The organism is Lacticaseibacillus suihuaensis (assembly GCF_054785075.1).
Genome location: NZ_BAAGBJ010000005.1, coordinates 58377 through 72444 on the forward strand (window position 1 = coordinate 58377; position 14068 = coordinate 72444).

The 14068-nt window shown below is 64.0% G+C and carries 14 protein-coding genes and 1 pseudogene; 11 read left to right on the top strand and 4 right to left on the bottom strand.

Annotated elements, in window-relative coordinates:
• The first annotated feature begins 270 nt into the window (after positions 1 to 270).
• Entirely contained in the window at positions 271 to 927 is a 657-nt protein-coding gene (locus ACYVRZ_RS05900) for a hypothetical protein (RefSeq protein WP_461225585.1), read from the top strand.
• Here the strand turns inward: ACYVRZ_RS05900 and ACYVRZ_RS05905 are convergent.
• Positions 914 to 1504: an SMI1/KNR4 family protein gene (locus ACYVRZ_RS05905; RefSeq protein WP_461225587.1), complete on the bottom strand. Its 591-nt coding sequence runs from the start codon at positions 1502 to 1504 to the stop codon at positions 914 to 916. The genes ACYVRZ_RS05900 and ACYVRZ_RS05905 overlap by 14 nt on opposite strands.
• A 461-nt stretch (positions 1505 to 1965) precedes the next feature.
• Here ACYVRZ_RS05905 and ACYVRZ_RS05910 point away from each other — a divergent pair, with 461 nt between their 5' ends.
• From ACYVRZ_RS05910 to ACYVRZ_RS05935, 6 genes are all read left to right on the top strand, one after another.
• Positions 1966 to 2709, top strand: a complete 744-nt coding sequence (locus tag ACYVRZ_RS05910; protein WP_461225589.1) for a hypothetical protein — start codon at positions 1966 to 1968, stop codon at positions 2707 to 2709.
• Between the two features lie 104 nt (positions 2710 to 2813).
• Positions 2814 to 4202, top strand: coding sequence for a UDP-N-acetylmuramoyl-tripeptide--D-alanyl-D-alanine ligase (locus ACYVRZ_RS05915; RefSeq protein ID WP_461225591.1), 1389 nt, complete (start codon positions 2814 to 2816; stop codon positions 4200 to 4202).
• Positions 4203 to 4791: 589 nt separating this feature from the next.
• On the top strand, positions 4792 to 6339 hold the full coding sequence (locus ACYVRZ_RS05920) for a DEAD/DEAH box helicase (RefSeq protein WP_461225593.1): 1548 nt from the start codon (positions 4792 to 4794) through the stop codon (positions 6337 to 6339).
• Between the two features lie 343 nt (positions 6340 to 6682).
• Positions 6683 to 7207: an RNA polymerase sigma factor gene (locus ACYVRZ_RS05925; protein WP_461225595.1), complete on the top strand. Its 525-nt coding sequence runs from the start codon at positions 6683 to 6685 to the stop codon at positions 7205 to 7207.
• Positions 7197 to 7508 carry a hypothetical protein gene (locus ACYVRZ_RS05930; protein ID WP_461225597.1) on the top strand — a complete coding sequence of 104 codons (312 nt, stop codon included), beginning with the start codon at positions 7197 to 7199 and terminating at the stop codon, positions 7506 to 7508. The genes ACYVRZ_RS05925 and ACYVRZ_RS05930 overlap by 11 nt, the downstream gene beginning before the upstream one ends.
• Complete coding sequence (locus ACYVRZ_RS05935; protein ID WP_461225599.1) at positions 7505 to 8203, top strand: hypothetical protein; 699 nt, start codon at positions 7505 to 7507, stop codon at positions 8201 to 8203. Before ACYVRZ_RS05930 ends, ACYVRZ_RS05935 begins: the two co-directional genes overlap by 4 nt.
• 59 nt (positions 8204 to 8262) lie before the next feature.
• Here the strand turns inward: ACYVRZ_RS05935 and ACYVRZ_RS05940 are convergent, their stop codons facing one another.
• Positions 8263 to 8949 carry an NADPH-dependent F420 reductase gene (locus ACYVRZ_RS05940; protein ID WP_461225601.1) on the bottom strand — a complete coding sequence of 229 codons (687 nt, stop codon included), beginning with the start codon at positions 8947 to 8949 and terminating at the stop codon, positions 8263 to 8265.
• 175 nt (positions 8950 to 9124) lie between these two features.
• Positions 9125 to 10162, bottom strand: a pseudogene (locus ACYVRZ_RS05945) (LLM class flavin-dependent oxidoreductase); the annotation flags it as partial.
• Positions 10163 to 10285: 123 nt separating this feature from the next.
• On the opposite strand from ACYVRZ_RS05945, the gene ACYVRZ_RS05950 reads away from it, so the two are divergent.
• Complete coding sequence (locus tag ACYVRZ_RS05950) at positions 10286 to 11146, top strand: hypothetical protein (protein ID WP_461225603.1); 861 nt, start codon at positions 10286 to 10288, stop codon at positions 11144 to 11146.
• A gap of 238 nt (positions 11147 to 11384) precedes the next feature.
• Positions 11385 to 12284: a DMT family transporter gene (locus ACYVRZ_RS05955; RefSeq protein ID WP_461225605.1), complete on the top strand. Its 900-nt coding sequence runs from the start codon at positions 11385 to 11387 to the stop codon at positions 12282 to 12284.
• Here ACYVRZ_RS05955 and ACYVRZ_RS05960 read toward each other — a convergent pair.
• On the bottom strand, positions 12266 to 12670 hold the full coding sequence (locus ACYVRZ_RS05960; protein WP_461225607.1) for a hypothetical protein: 405 nt from the start codon (positions 12668 to 12670) through the stop codon (positions 12266 to 12268). The two genes, ACYVRZ_RS05955 and ACYVRZ_RS05960, sit on opposite strands and share 19 nt — an antisense overlap.
• A 371-nt stretch (positions 12671 to 13041) precedes the next feature.
• On the opposite strand from ACYVRZ_RS05960, the gene rpsL reads away from it, so the two are divergent.
• Positions 13042 to 13464 (top strand): 30S ribosomal protein S12, encoded by a 423-nt coding sequence (rpsL, locus tag ACYVRZ_RS05965; protein WP_225048034.1) that lies wholly within the window; start codon positions 13042 to 13044, stop codon positions 13462 to 13464.
• 48 nt (positions 13465 to 13512) lie between these two features.
• Positions 13513 to 13983 (top strand): 30S ribosomal protein S7, encoded by a 471-nt coding sequence (gene rpsG / locus ACYVRZ_RS05970; RefSeq protein ID WP_225048035.1) that lies wholly within the window; start codon positions 13513 to 13515, stop codon positions 13981 to 13983.
• Positions 13984 to 14068 lie beyond the last annotated feature (85 nt).

Consider the following 14068-nt stretch of genomic DNA (forward strand, 5'->3'; position numbering starts at 1 on the left):
ATCGGCCTTATGCTTACACATTAACTTACACTCCCAAAAAAGTTCCCCCAAACTTTTCCACCAGCGATGGTGGTTTTTTTTTGCCCAAGAGCGAAGGCCGGCGCATTTCGCGGGACGGCTAGCCTACCACCGGGGCTTGGGGCGTGGGCTTCGCCCCGAGGTGCGGCGAGCGCCTCCAAGGCGACGTCACTTGCACCGCTGCCTTGGGGCCGGTAGACTGAAGGTGAGTGCCGGTGTCTGGCAAGGCGACCGGTCGAAAGGAGTGGCGAGATGTCTAAGTTATTGAAGGGTTTGTACGGACTCAACGTCGCCGGTGGCCTGATTTACCTGGCAATCTGCGTTCCGGCGTATTTGGCCGGCCACCCGCTGTACCCCGGTCAGGCGATGCTCGCCGGCCAGGTGGTTGCCGGCATCGTGCTGGCGCTGTTGCCGATGGGGTTGGAGCGGCTGTTTCACTTCGGCTTCCCGAGCCTCCTCAAGGTGATCTACGAGTGCTTCATTCTCGCGTCGGTGCTGCTGGGAACCGGGATGCAGTTTTACAACATTCCGTACTGGGACAAGTTTCTCCACCTATTCTCCGCGGCGCTGCTCGGCGGCCTGGGGCTGGCGATTTTCATGGCGCTGACGCCCAAGTCCCAGCGGTCAAAAATAGACCCGCGCCTGCTGGCCATTTTTGCGGTCAGCTTCGGGGTCCTGCTGGGGGTCTTCTGGGAGTTCTACGAGTTCACCGGCGACGGGCTGTTCGGCCTAAACATGCAGCGTTATGCCAGCGGCCACACGCTGCTGGCCGGTCGCGCGGCGCTGATGGACACGATGGGCGACCTCTTCGCCGACGTGTTCGGCGCCGTGCTGCTGGGCATCGCCACGATCTTCGGCGTCCGGCGCGATCCGCGGTGGCTTGAGACCTTCATGTTCACCAAGCGCTGAGTCGCTTGCGTTGAGCCGGCGTCAGCGGCATGTAATGCAGGGCGAACGCCGCCTCGGCCCGGGCGCTTTTGGCCGGCAAAAACGGCAGCCAGTCCAGGTAATCGCGCTTCTCCTCGCGAGCCAGGTCGAACAGGGCCGGCAGCTGTGCGTCCGTGGCCACCATCAGCGCGTGGTAGAACGCCTGGTCGGACACCGGCGCGGCCAGCTGCGGCGGCTGCCAGGTCAGCTGCGCCACGAACGCCGTCAAGCTTGGCGCCACCGTCAGCCACTGATCAACCTCGCTGTCGACGAACCGCACCCCGCCATGCGCCAGGTCGAAGCAAAAACTTTGGCTACCGTCCTGCGCGAACGGCACCTGGTCCGGCGTCAAAGGCGTGAGCGGCCGCGGCCCCGGCGTCAGGAAGGCATGAACCGAGACCCCGGTCAGACTTTCGGAGGTCGGCTCGTTCGTGGTCACGAAAAAGCGCCGCGGCCACTGCCCCTGGGCAATCAGATCGAAGTAGGCCTGCGGAATGCGCGGGTCGGCCGGCAGGTTGGGTAGCGGCAGTGCGGGAATGGTGGCTGGCCAATTGATCATGTGCTTCCTCCTCGGTGGTCGTCTTCAGCGCCATGATAGCGAAGTGCAGCGGGGGATGCAACCGGGCGAGGCGAAGCGGGATGTTTTGCGACCAGCCCGGGGCCCGGAGACCACAGCCTGACGCTGTCTGGCCGGCTAACCGCGCTTCTCCACGCTCTAAACGCGTTCCGAAGCGCAACGCGGGAGCGGCCTGCTACGCCGCGTCATTTGGGCCAAGTGCCGGCCCAATTGCCACGGCTAGGCAGCCCGTCCCGCTAACCCCGCGCTTCTCCACGCTCTAAACGCGTTCCGAAGCGCATCGCCGCCGCGGCTAGCTCAGGCCGGACACTGAGCCAAACCCGGGCTCAATGCCCAGCCTGACGCTAGCCGGCCGGCTAACCGCGCTTCTCCACGCTCTAATTCTCAGCATCCCCACTCATTTTGCGATATAATCACGATAGAACGGATAAGGAGTCTAAGCGTTGCGCAATACAGTGATTTACGTGCATTACGAGCCATTGGCGCATCTATTTTTAACCGCAGGGCTGTCGGCCAGCGATGTGCTGGAGGCGACTGCGACGCCATTTCGGCACCTGCTTTTGCTGCCGCCGGTCGATCAAGACGAGTTCATTGACCCCCACACTGGGTTCAACGAAATCAGCGGCGCGGAGGCGGTGACGGCCTTTTTGCGCAGTAAAAAGGCGCGGGATCGCTGCTGGCTGGATTACAAGCACGGCAGCTACCTGCGCGAGCTTCTGCCGACCGAGATTGCGGAGCTGTTGTACCTGGGCCACGCCAAGACGCACATCCAACCGCCGTACTACTACAAGCTGCAAAATCAGCTGGTGTACCTGCCACTGAACAACGAAATGGTCACGATGTACTTCCGGCGCCGTGATCTGTTCTCAGCGACCCTGTCGGCCGCCTTGGTCCGGCACCTGCGCCTGGCCGCCAACGACCAGCCGTTCTGGCTGCGCTTGGGGGTTCAGCACTTCGCACCGGTGCCTAAGTCGGTGATCGACATGCTTTACAGCGCCTTTGAGGAAGGAGTGCTGATGGATTTTTCCCGGGGCATTTTCTCCCGCGACCAGGTCAAAATCCCGCTGGCCCGGCCCCGCAACCGCTTCGTTCCCGACCAGGCGTTCACGCCCGACCAGGTGGTGCGGCTCGGCGACCTGATTCTGGTTCGCTCGACCGATTCCTGGCGCATCGAGTGGCGGCAATGATTCACAGTTCCAAGGCTTTGGGCGCTCTACCGCCGGCTTCGGCCAGGCGTTAGGGCGCTTTTGACCGCGCAATGCGACGAATGGATAGACAGGAGTGTAGTGTAATGAAGATGAAGCTTAACGAGATCGCGCGGGTGGTGGGGGCCACCTGCCCCCTGCCCGAGGTGAGCTGCCCGACCATCACCGGGGTGGCGTTCGACACGCGCGATCTGGTGCCCGGCGACCTGTTCGTGCCGCTGGTCGACGCGCGAGACGGCCACGCGTTCATTCCCGACGCGGTGAAAAAAGGCGCGGCCGCGACCTTCGTTAGCGCCGACCACGCGCCGCTGGCGACCGGGGTGCCGCAGCTGGTGGTGCCAGACCCCTTGGCGGCGCTGCAGGCGCTGGCACGTTACTACCTGATGATGAAGGTCAACCCCAAGGTGGTGGCGATTACCGGCAGCAACGGCAAGACCACGACCAAGGACATGACCGCCGCCGTTTTGGCCACGCAGTACCACGTCTGGAAGACCAAGGACAACTTCAACAACGAGATCGGGGTGCCGATGACGATTCTGGCCATGGACACTAACACCGAGGTTCTGGTGGTCGAGATGGGCATGGACCGGCCCGGCCAGCTGCACGACAAAAGCGTCCTAGTCGAGCCCGACGTCGCGGTGATCACGATGATCGGCGAGGCTCACATCGAGTTCTTCAAGACCCGCGACAAGATCGCCGACGCGAAGATGGAGGTGGTCGACGGGCTCAAGGAAGACGGTCTGTTCGTCTACAACGGCGACGAGCCGCTTTTGCGCGACCGTGCGTCCAGCGTCCCGCAGGAGCAACGCACCTTCGGCCTGGATCCGGACAACCAGTTGTTCGCCCGTGACATCGAGAGCTTCGAGACCCACACCGACTTTTCCCTGTCGCGCTGGCCTGACCTGCGCTTCACCATTCCGGTGATGGGCGAGTACAACGTGACTAACGCCCTGGCCGCCATTCTGGTCGGCCGGCGCTTCCACGTCAAGCCCGAGGCCATCCAGCAGGCGCTGGCCAGCTTCAAAATCACGAAGAATCGTACCCAATGGGTGACCGGAGACGACGGCGAGCAGATTCTAAGCGACGTCTACAACGCCAACCCGACGGCGATGAAGGCCGTGCTGCGCGATTTCGGCGAGTTCCCGGTCGCCGGCCGGCGCATTGCCGTTTTGGGCGACATGCTCGAGCTCGGCGCCGCCAGCCCGGAGCTTCACGCAAGCGTCGCCGCGGCGCTGGACCCGGCCAAGGTCCAGGTCGTCTACCTCTACGGCGACGAGATTCGGCCGCTGGCGGATGCCCTGGCGACCAAGTACCCGGCCGCCGACTTGCACTACTTCCCCAAGGACCAGCAGCCGCGCCTGATCACGGCCCTGATGGACGACGTCGGTCATGACGACATGGTGCTCTTGAAGGCCAGTCACGGCCTGCACTTGGAAAAAGTCCTCGCTGCCCTGATCGAAGGGGACCGCGGGTGAGATAGGACAGGCCCCGCTCAGCTGAGCGGGGCCTGTTTGGGCGTGGCGACCGAAGTTTACTTGCCAATTGTCCCGCTAAATACGCCGGCTTCCGCTCTGGTCGTCGAGCTCCGAAGCGCAACGCGGGAGCGGCTAGCTAGGTCCGGCGCTTGAGGCCAAGTGCGGGTCTCAAGCCCCAGCCCTACGCTAGCCGTCCCGCTAAACCCGCGCTTCTTCGCTCTGGTCGTCGAGCTCCAGCCGGCAACGCGGGAGCGGCTAGCTACGCACCGCGACTCGGGACCAAGTGCGGGTCCCAAGCTGCGGCGCTAGGCTAGCCGTCCCGCTAAGTTCGCCGGCTTCCGCTCTGGTCGTCGAGCTTTGCAAGGCACCGCGAACGCGATTAGCTAGCGGTGTCACTCGAAGCAAGGACCGCTTCAAGCGCCACCGCTACGCTAGTCGGTTCGCTAAATACGCCATGCTCCGCTCTGGCATTTGTGTTCCCCCACCACTAATGTTAAGATGGTTAGGACACTTTTCAGAAAATAGCCGTCATTGACCCGGGGAGGCCTTGGTTGAACGCGGCTTTTCGCACAATCAAGGAGGAACCTATTTGAAGTTTAATGAACTCGGTTTAGCACCGGAACTGCTGTCAACGATCGAACGCGCCGGCTTCGAGGAAGCCACGCCGATCCAGGCAGAGACCATCCCGTTGATGCTGCAAGGCAAGGACGTTATCGGCCAAGCGCAGACGGGGACCGGTAAAACCGCCGCGTTCGGCCTGCCCATTTTGCAGGAAATCGACACCACGGACCGCAACGTTCAGGCGCTGGTGATTTCGCCGACGCGTGAGCTGGCCGTCCAGACCCAAGAAGAACTCTACAAACTTGGCGCCGACAAGCACGTCAAGGTTCAGGCCGTCTACGGTGGCGCGGATATTCGCCGCCAGATTCGCGGCCTGGCCGATCACCCGCAGATCGTTGTCGGCACCCCAGGGCGTCTGCTCGACCACCTGAACCGCCACACCCTGAAGCTCGGCAACCTGCGGACCCTGGTCTTGGACGAGGCCGACGAAATGCTCGACATGGGCTTCATCGAAGACATCGAAAGCATCGTCAAAACCGCCCCGGAGACGCGCCAGACGCTGCTGTTCTCCGCCACCATGCCGGCGCCGATCATGCGCCTGACCGACACCTTCATGCACGAGCCGGTCACCGTCAAGATCAAGTCCAAGGAGCTGACCGCCGACACCGTCGAGCAGTACTATGTTCGCGCCAAGGATTTTGAGAAATTCGACATCATGACCCGCCTGTTCGACGTTCAGGCACCCGAGCTGACCCTGATCTTCGGCCGCACCAAGCGCCGCGTCGACGAGCTGACCCGCGGCTTGAAGGCCCGGGGCTACCGCGCCGAAGGCATTCACGGCGACCTCACGCAGCAAAAGCGCATGAGCGTCCTGAAGCAGTTCAAGGGCGGCGAGCTCGACTTTTTGGTCGCCACCGACGTTGCGGCCCGGGGCCTGGATATTTCCGGGGTCACCCATGTCTACAACTACGACGTGCCGCAGGATCCGGATTCCTACGTTCACCGCATCGGCCGGACCGGCCGTGCCGGCAAGTCCGGGATGTCCGTGACCTTCGTGACGCCTAACGAGGTCGGCTACCTGCGGACCATCGAGGACCTGACCAAGAAGCGGATGATGCCGCTTCAGCCGCCGACAGCCAAGGAAGCCTTCCTGGGCCAAGTCTCCACCGGACTTGAGACGATCAAGAACCAGGTGGCGGCGGATGATTACGAGAAGTACGAGCCGATGGCGGAAGGCCTGCTCGAGGAGTTCACCCCGCTTCAGTTGGCGGCGGCCTACCTCAAGGCGGTCAGCCCGGACGACGCCTCGAGTGTTCCGGTCAAAATCACGCCGGAACGGCCACTGCCTCACCGCGGCGGCTACTCCCGTGGCAACGGCAACTACAAGGGCCGCGGCAACGGCAACTCGCGCGGTGGCAACGGCTACAAGGGCCGCAGCAACGGCGATCACCGCGAAGGCGACCACCGCGGCGGCCACAGCAACCGCGACAGCCAGCGTCCTTACGACAAGAGCCGGCGCTACTCCGAGAAGCGCTCCGAGCGGCAAAGCGCCAAGGGCGGCTACAAGAAGCACTAAACCGCTCGGCCTGACGCTTGAAGGCACCAGGCACGAACACATCCAGCACTGAACAATTAGGCCGAACCCCCGCGCAATCGGGGGTTCGGCCTTTTTGGTGCCTTGAGGCGAGTTCAGTGCCCTGTACCGCAAGTGGTGCCTTGAGACGTGGCTGGTGCCGGGTGACGTGGCTGGTGCCGGGTGCCGTGACCGGTGCCCTGTACCGCAAGCATTGCCGCGGGTCGCAAGCGTTGCGGCCAGCACCGTTTTGGGGATGGACAACGGCGACTGCGACGCGTTGAATAAAGTTTGAACCCGAAGGCGAGTTGCGCGGATAACGGGGTGAAAGGAAAGGAGGCAGGGCATGGGCAACACTCAGCAGACCGTCGCGTGGCTGGCGGAGCAGCACGGCGCCAGCCTGTATCATTTTTGCCAGCACCTGACGCACTCGGCGGATGCGGCCGGCGACCTGTACCAGGAGACGTTCCTGCGGCTTCTGACGATGACCACGCCGGTCGATCTGACGCGCAACCCGCAAGGCTTCCTGATGGCCGTGGCGGTGCGGCTGTGGCAGGATTCGCGGCGTAAGTTCGCCAGGCGGCGGCGCATCGCCCCAGCGGCCCCGGATGAGGCGCTGGCCACCGTCGCAGGCGGCCAGAACCCCGTTGCCATCAGCGAGCAACACGCGGCGGCGACCCTGGTGCGAACGCTGGTGGCGCAGCTGCCGGAGCCGCTGCGGGTGCCGGTGCTGCTGTTTTACATGGGGGAGCTGAGCGTCGGCGAAATCGCCGAGTGCCTGGACATCCCCGTAGGAACGGTCAAAAGTCGCCTGCATCAGGCCAGGCGCAAGCTGCAGACAGGATTGGAGCGATGCCATTATGAACGATGACGACTTGGACAAAATGCTGAAGCAGGGACTGCAAAGCCGCGAGCCGGTGCCGCCGGCGCTTCAGGCCCAACTGATGCGGCGGCTCGACCGCGCGTCGCGCCGCGGCCGGTGGCTGCTGCCGGCGCTGGTGGTGGCGATGATGGTTGAAGGCAGTCTCGTGCTGTGGCTGGGCTGGCGGCTTTTGGGACCAAGCTTTGTGGCCCCACAGTGGTTCTGGCTGGCGGCAGCGGTGGTGCTGGGCTCGGGACTTGGGGTGCTGGCGCTGCTCGGCGGCGCGATGCGAAAGGCGGAACCGCGATGACGCTGATGATAATGATTGTCGCTCTGGCAATTCTTTGGCCGCTAGCCAAGCTGGGTCTGGGCTGGTGGACCTACGTTGACGCGACGGCCCGGCTGATTGCGCCGCTGGCCTGGACCTTGGTGGTGATTCTTGCCCCCAGCCTGCTCGGACTTTTGCTGTACCTTTTGGTCGGGCGGCGCCGCGCGATGCGCGACTGTCCGGTCTGCCACCGGCCGACGCTGCGCCGCAAACCGGTTTGCGTTCACTGCGGCGCTACCTTGCCGCCGGCGCTGCCGCTGCCGGCAAACCGGCGGCCGCTGGTGTGGGTCGGGGTGGTGGTGCTGACCGCTTTGAGCCTGACGGTCGACGTCGCGGTCGATGCGGTGCGGCACCCGGCGCTTTTGGCCAAGGCCGACATCTCGCTGTGCAGCCTGCAGACCAGCACCCCCGGCGACTGGCGCATGAACTTCTGGTACCTCAACGGCCAGCAGTCGCAACACTTCACCCGCACCAAGGCGACGACGCAACTGGCCGTCAGCGATTCGTTGACCAAGGGCCGCGCCACGCTCACGCTGAAGCCGGCAAGCGGTCGGCCGGTGACGCTGCCGCTCGGCCACAACCACACTGTGGATCTGACCCGCTACCCGGTCGGCACCCGCCTCACGCTGGTTTTGACCAGCCGCGCCGCCCAGGGCAAGCTGCACGTGACCTGGTGAATGCACCCAAAAAAAGCCTTGCCCGTCGCAAAACGGGGCAAGGCTTCTTCGTGTCGGGCCTACTGAATCCGCTGGCCCCGGGCCGCAATCACGTGGCGGCCAAAGGGGCTCTCGTAGACGTTGGCCAGCGCCGCCTGGAAGGCCGGCACCGGCTCGGCGAGCCCGAACAAGGGGCTGCCGGGTTCCAGCAGCAGGCCGAAGCGCAGGGGGCCGAGGTCCAGCGGGGCAAAACCGAGCGTCGCAATCAGCTCGCTCACCGCCGGGCGAATCTGGTCGTGGTCGGTGGCAAAGGCCATCGCGCTGGGTTCGGCGGCGTGGCGCGTGACCTCGATTTCGAGGTCGTGGTAGCCCATGTGGTTGAAGGCCTTGGCCACTAGGCTTTGCGCCAGCAGCCGCTGGGTGACCTCGGATGAGCCCTCCGTCAGGCTGGAGTAGGTGTTGGTGCTGCCGTCGACATCCGCCCAGTAGTTGGCCGCATCCAAAACGATTTTGCCGGCCAGGGCCAGGGGGTCCAGCGCCGGAATCTGGCTGAGCGGAATCGCCAAAATCACAATGTCGGCGGCCTGGGTCAGGTCGCTGGCGCTGACCGTATCGGCGCCTGGCGCCAGCGTGTCGATGATCCACTGGAGGGCGGCCACCGGCTTGCGGCTGGCAATCAACGTCTTGTAGCCGGCGTGGACGGTCAGCCGCGCCAGCGTGGTCCCGAGCTTGCCGGCGCCCAGGATGCCGATCACCGGCCTAGTCATGCGCGACCTCCGTGTCACCGGGCTTTGCGGCATCAGGCTTGGCGTCGCCGGTCGTACCGGTCGCGGTTGGTTGGGGCGCAGCGGCTGCGGCCGGGGCGTCGGTGGTTGCAGCCGACCGCGCTGCCCCGGTCGCCTCAGCCGCGGTCGCGGCGCATTGCGGGGCCACGTCCTGCGGTTCCGCGCCGGCCAGAATCTCGCGAACCCGCGGGATCACCTTTTCGCCGTAGTTGTGGATGGTGGCCAGGCGGTCGGATAGTAGCTGGCCGCCGGTGCCGTAGACCAGATCGAAGCGCTGCATGTCCAGTGCCTGCATGTTGCGGGCGATTTTGGCGGCGACCTGGTCCGGGGTACCGACGTAATAGGCGCCGCGGCCGGTCTCGAATTCGAAGCGGTCGCGGGTCATCGGCGCCCAGCCGCGGTCGATGCCGATGCGGTCCATCTCGGCCTTGATGTATTGCCAGCCGACCGCCTTGGCCCGGTCCTCATCCTCCAAAATCACGCCGTGGGCATGCATCCCCAGCGGCCGGCGCGGCTTCTTGAACTGGCGCAGCGCCTGGCGGTACAGGTCGACGTAGGGGCGAAAACGGGTCGGCTCACCGCCGATGATGGCGATGACAATCGGGTAGTCGAAGGTGACGGCACGCAGAATCGACTCGGGCGAGCCGCCGACCGCCAGCACCGTCGGAATGCGCTCGCCTTTCGGCAGCTTGGGATAGACCTGGGTGTCGTCCAAAAGCGTGGTGAAGTCGCCCTTGTTGGTCACCGGCTGGCCGTGGCGCAGCTTGTCCCAGAGGCGGTTTTTCTCCACGAACAGCGCGTCGTAGTCGGCCAGGTCGTAGCCGAACAGCGGGAAGGACTCGGTGAACGAGCCGCGGCCCAGCATGATCTCCTCGCGGCCGTTGGCCAAGGCGTGGAGGGTGGCGAAGCGCTCGTAGACCCGCACCGGGTCGTCGGAGCTCAGCACCGTGACCGCGGTGCCGAGGCGGATGTTGCGGGTGGCCTGCGCCATCGCGCCGAGCACCACTTCGGGGCTGGAAATCGCGAACTCGCTGCGGTGGTGCTCGCCCAAGGCGAACAGGTCGATGCCCAGCTCGTCGGCCAGCTGCGCCTCTTGGACCACCTGGCGCAAGGTCTCGCCGGCCTCAAGTGCCGTGCCGTCGTCGGCGAAGGCCAGGTCGCCGAATGTGTTCAGGCCGAATGCGTAATCTGTCATGGATACTGCCTCCTTTTCCTTACTAAAAGTAAGTATACGAAGGCCAACGGAAAAATGCAACCCGCAAGCCGACTTTCTTGCATCGCAATCGCCCGGCGTGGCATTGTGAGGGGGACGGGAGGGATGAGCATGACTCAAAACGTGGTGAAGACATTCGGCCGGCGGGAGCTGACCCGCGGTCGAACGCTGTGCCTGGGGTTCGCGGATGGCACCCGCTGTCAGGCGCAACCGGCGAGCGGCGGCGGGGCCTGGGTGGGGCAACAGGCGCCTGGCGGCTACGGCTTTTTTCACCTGCGCCTTTGCGCATCGACGGCACTTCAGGCCCGGCTCGCGTCGCGAACGCTGACCGGCTTTGGCTGCGGCGGCCGCTGGTACCAGCTGGCCTGGTCGCCGCTTGAGCCCAAGGCCAACGCGGCCCAGTCCCTGCAGGCTCACGGCGGCCTGGTGGTGGTCGGGGCCCGACTGCCGGCGGCGTATCCGGTGGCTGCGGTGGCCGCGGCCGCAACGGCGTGGCAAGCGCGGCAGGTGGCGGCGTTGGCCGCGGTCTTTCCGGATTGGCCGCAGGGGCTGATCGCCGCGCTGCTTGCCGATACGGCGGCCCAGGTGGTGCAGGCCGGCTCCGGCATGGCCGCGCAAGCGACCGGTGAGGGGAACCAGCCAGGCAATCCAGACGAAGTGGCCGCGACCGCCGGGGTGACCGCGGCGCCGGTTGCGAGGGCACGTGACGGCGTGGCCGCTTCCAACGCTTGGCCCCAGACGACCGCCGTGGCCCCCGCCGCCGGCACTCTGGTCGTGCGGCCGTGCTCGCCGTGGTGGCAGGTGGTGACGCCCAACCAGGCGGCGCTGGCCTGGCTGCCTTACGCCACGCTGGCCCGGCTGCAGGTGACGGTCGCCGCCGCGGATTTTTGGGCCGGCATCGCCTGGCTGTGGTGGCACGTCGCGCTACTGGGGGTTGCCCCAGCGGCCCGGGTGCGGCCGCGGTGAGGCCAGCGCCGGTTTGCCGCCGGTTCGTAGTTGCATCGCCGCCAGGTCGCGGCGCCAGCGCCGGTTCGCAGCCGTATCGCGTCGCCAGCGTCGTCGGTTCACCGCCGGATTGTGGCCGCGGGCGACGTGCCGGCACCGGCGACTGTTTCGCGCCGTTGGCCGCGGGATTTTAGTCGCCTGCATTGAAAAGCGCCGCGGTTATCGGTAAAGTTAATCCCGATGACTCGGGAGGTGCGACATGACGGTGACGAAAACGCGAGCTAACGCGATGCTGGCGGTGGCGGCGATGATCTGGGGGTCCGGCTACCTGTTTACGAAGCTGGCGACCAACGCGGGGATGCCGGCGGGGCTGATCAACGGCATTCGCGGCCTGATCTACGCCGGGCTGGCCGGGCTGCTGTTTCACAAGGCGCTGGCCAAAATGACGCGCCAGGATTTGGTCGTCGGCCTGATCGCCGGCACCATCAACTTCCTGGGCTTTCAGCTGCAGACCATCGGCCTGGCCTACACCACGCCGGCCAATAACGCGTTTTTGACCGCGATCTACGTGCTGTTCGTGCCGTTCATCTGCTGGCTTTTGTTCAAGCAGCGGCCGGAACGCAAAAGCTACGTGGCAATCGCCATCTGCGTAATCGGCATGGCGGTCTTGACCAACGTCTTCGGCCAGGGGCTGAGCCTACACCTCGGCGACCTGCTGACGCTGGCGTCGGCGGTGTTTTACGCGCTTCAGATCGTCTACTTCGGCACGGCCCCGGCCGAGTCGAGCCCCTGGGTGTTGGCCTTCATGCTCGGCGCCACCCAGGCGGTGTATGGGCTGACCTGGTCCGGCCTGTTCGAGCGTCACGCCTATGCGGCCATCGACTGGCAGGCGGGGCTGTGGCCGGTGCTGGTACTGGGGTTGTTGTCGTCGTTTGGCGCCCAGACGCTGCAGGTGGTCGGCCAGCGCCACACCGATCCGACGCCGGCCGGGCTGATCTTGATGACCGAGTCGCTGTTCGGCAGCCTGTTTTCCGTGGCGCTGGGCTTTGAACCCTTCACGCTGAACCTGCTGATCGGCGGGGCCCTGATCCTGCTAGCGCTGGTGGTGATGCAGGTCGGCTGGCGTCACACCTGGCGCCTTTATAATAGAAACAAGTGAAGCGCTAACATCAGCCAAAAGCTGACGGCCAGGTGGCTCAATAGCGGCAGGGTGGCCGGCCGGCGCAGCCCGTGGTGCAGCCCGGCCGTCGCGCAGGCGAGAAGCACCCACCACAGCCCCCACTCAAGCGGCTGAAGCGTCGCGATGGCGGCGATCGCTAGCACGTCGGCGTCGCCGAGGCCGCCGGTGGCCTGGCGCAGCGCCAGCAGGCCAGCAAGCCAGCCCAGCCCGACTGCGAGGCCCAGCGGCGAACCGGTCGCCTGGGCCAACCCCAAAAGACCCAGCAACCACAGGTCAAAGGGCCAGGCGGGAACGCTGCGGCGCCGCCAGTCGCAGCGGCCGAACACCAGCAGGCCCAGGCCGGTCGCGAGGGTGACCAGGGACATGGCAACCACCTCCAGTGGGTGTGAGAATGCGTCACTGGAGATTACGCAAGCGGCTTTGTCCGGACCGCGGCGTTCACTCTGGTGGCGTCGTGGTGTGGCCGGCCGATATACAATCTCACCGGCAACCGCGCGAAGTCACCTCGCCTGCCGCATTTTCCTCGCGCTTTTGCAACATCAGCCCTTGACACCCTGCGTCGGAAGATAGTACACTATCAAAGGTGCTTTTTTCCAGTGTGTTCGGGTTTGCCCCGGGTGCGGTCTGGTGAATTGCCACTCCGCGCCTGGGTCGGCCATTTTTTTATGAAGAAAAATGAACCGCCTGGATGTGTGGACTTGAAAAGATACCTATAATCAGGAAGGAGGAACTTTGAATGCCTACCATTAACCAATTGGTGCGTCAAGGTCGTAAATCTCAGGTAACGAAGTCGGACTCTCCAGCCCTGAACTTCGGTTACAACAGCAAGAAGAAGTCTCTTACCAATAACCCTGCTCCTCAAAAGCGTGGGGTCGCTACTCGTGTGGGGACGATGACACCGAAGAAGCCAAACTCCGCTTTGCGGAAGTACGCGCGTGTTCGTCTGTCTAACTTGATCGAAGTCACCGCCTACATCCCAGGTGTTGGCCACAACCTGCAGGAACACAGTGTTGTCTTGATCCGTGGCGGCCGTGTTAAGGACTTGCCAGGGGTTCGTTACCACATCATCCGTGGTGCCCTCGATACCGCTGGTGTTGACGGCCGGATGCAGAGCCGTTCCAAGTACGGTGCTAAGCGCCCTAAGGCTGCTAAGAAGTAAACGATCAGCCGCTTTGGCGGTTAAACTACCCATAAGGAGGCTATCAGCATGCCACGTAAAGGCAATGTTTCAAAACGCGACGTTTTACCCGATCCAGTGTACAACTCCAAGCTGGTCACTCGTCTGATCAACCACTTGATGATCGACGGGAAGCGCGGTAAGGCGCAAACCATTCTGTACGACGCATTCGATATCATCAAGAAGGAAACCGGCAACGAACCTTTGGATGTCTTCGAACAGGCTATGAAGAACGTTATGCCTGTCCTTGAAGTCAAGGCTCGTCGTATCGGGGGTTCCAACTACCAAGTCCCGATCGAAGTACGTCCGGACCGTCGCACGACCCTGGGTCTGCGTTGGATCGTTCAATACTCACGTGCTCGCGGCGAACACACCATGGACGACCGTCTGGCAAGGGAAATCATGGACGCCGCGAACAACACCGGTGCCGCAGTCAAGAAGCGTGAAGACACGCACAAGATGGCTGACGCTAACCGCGCGTTCGCACACTATCGTTGGTAAGACTGATTTGGCTATTATATCCGAATGCTGGCATATAGTAGCCAATTCTTTTATCCGAAAATACAACAAAATTGAGAGGAGCAAC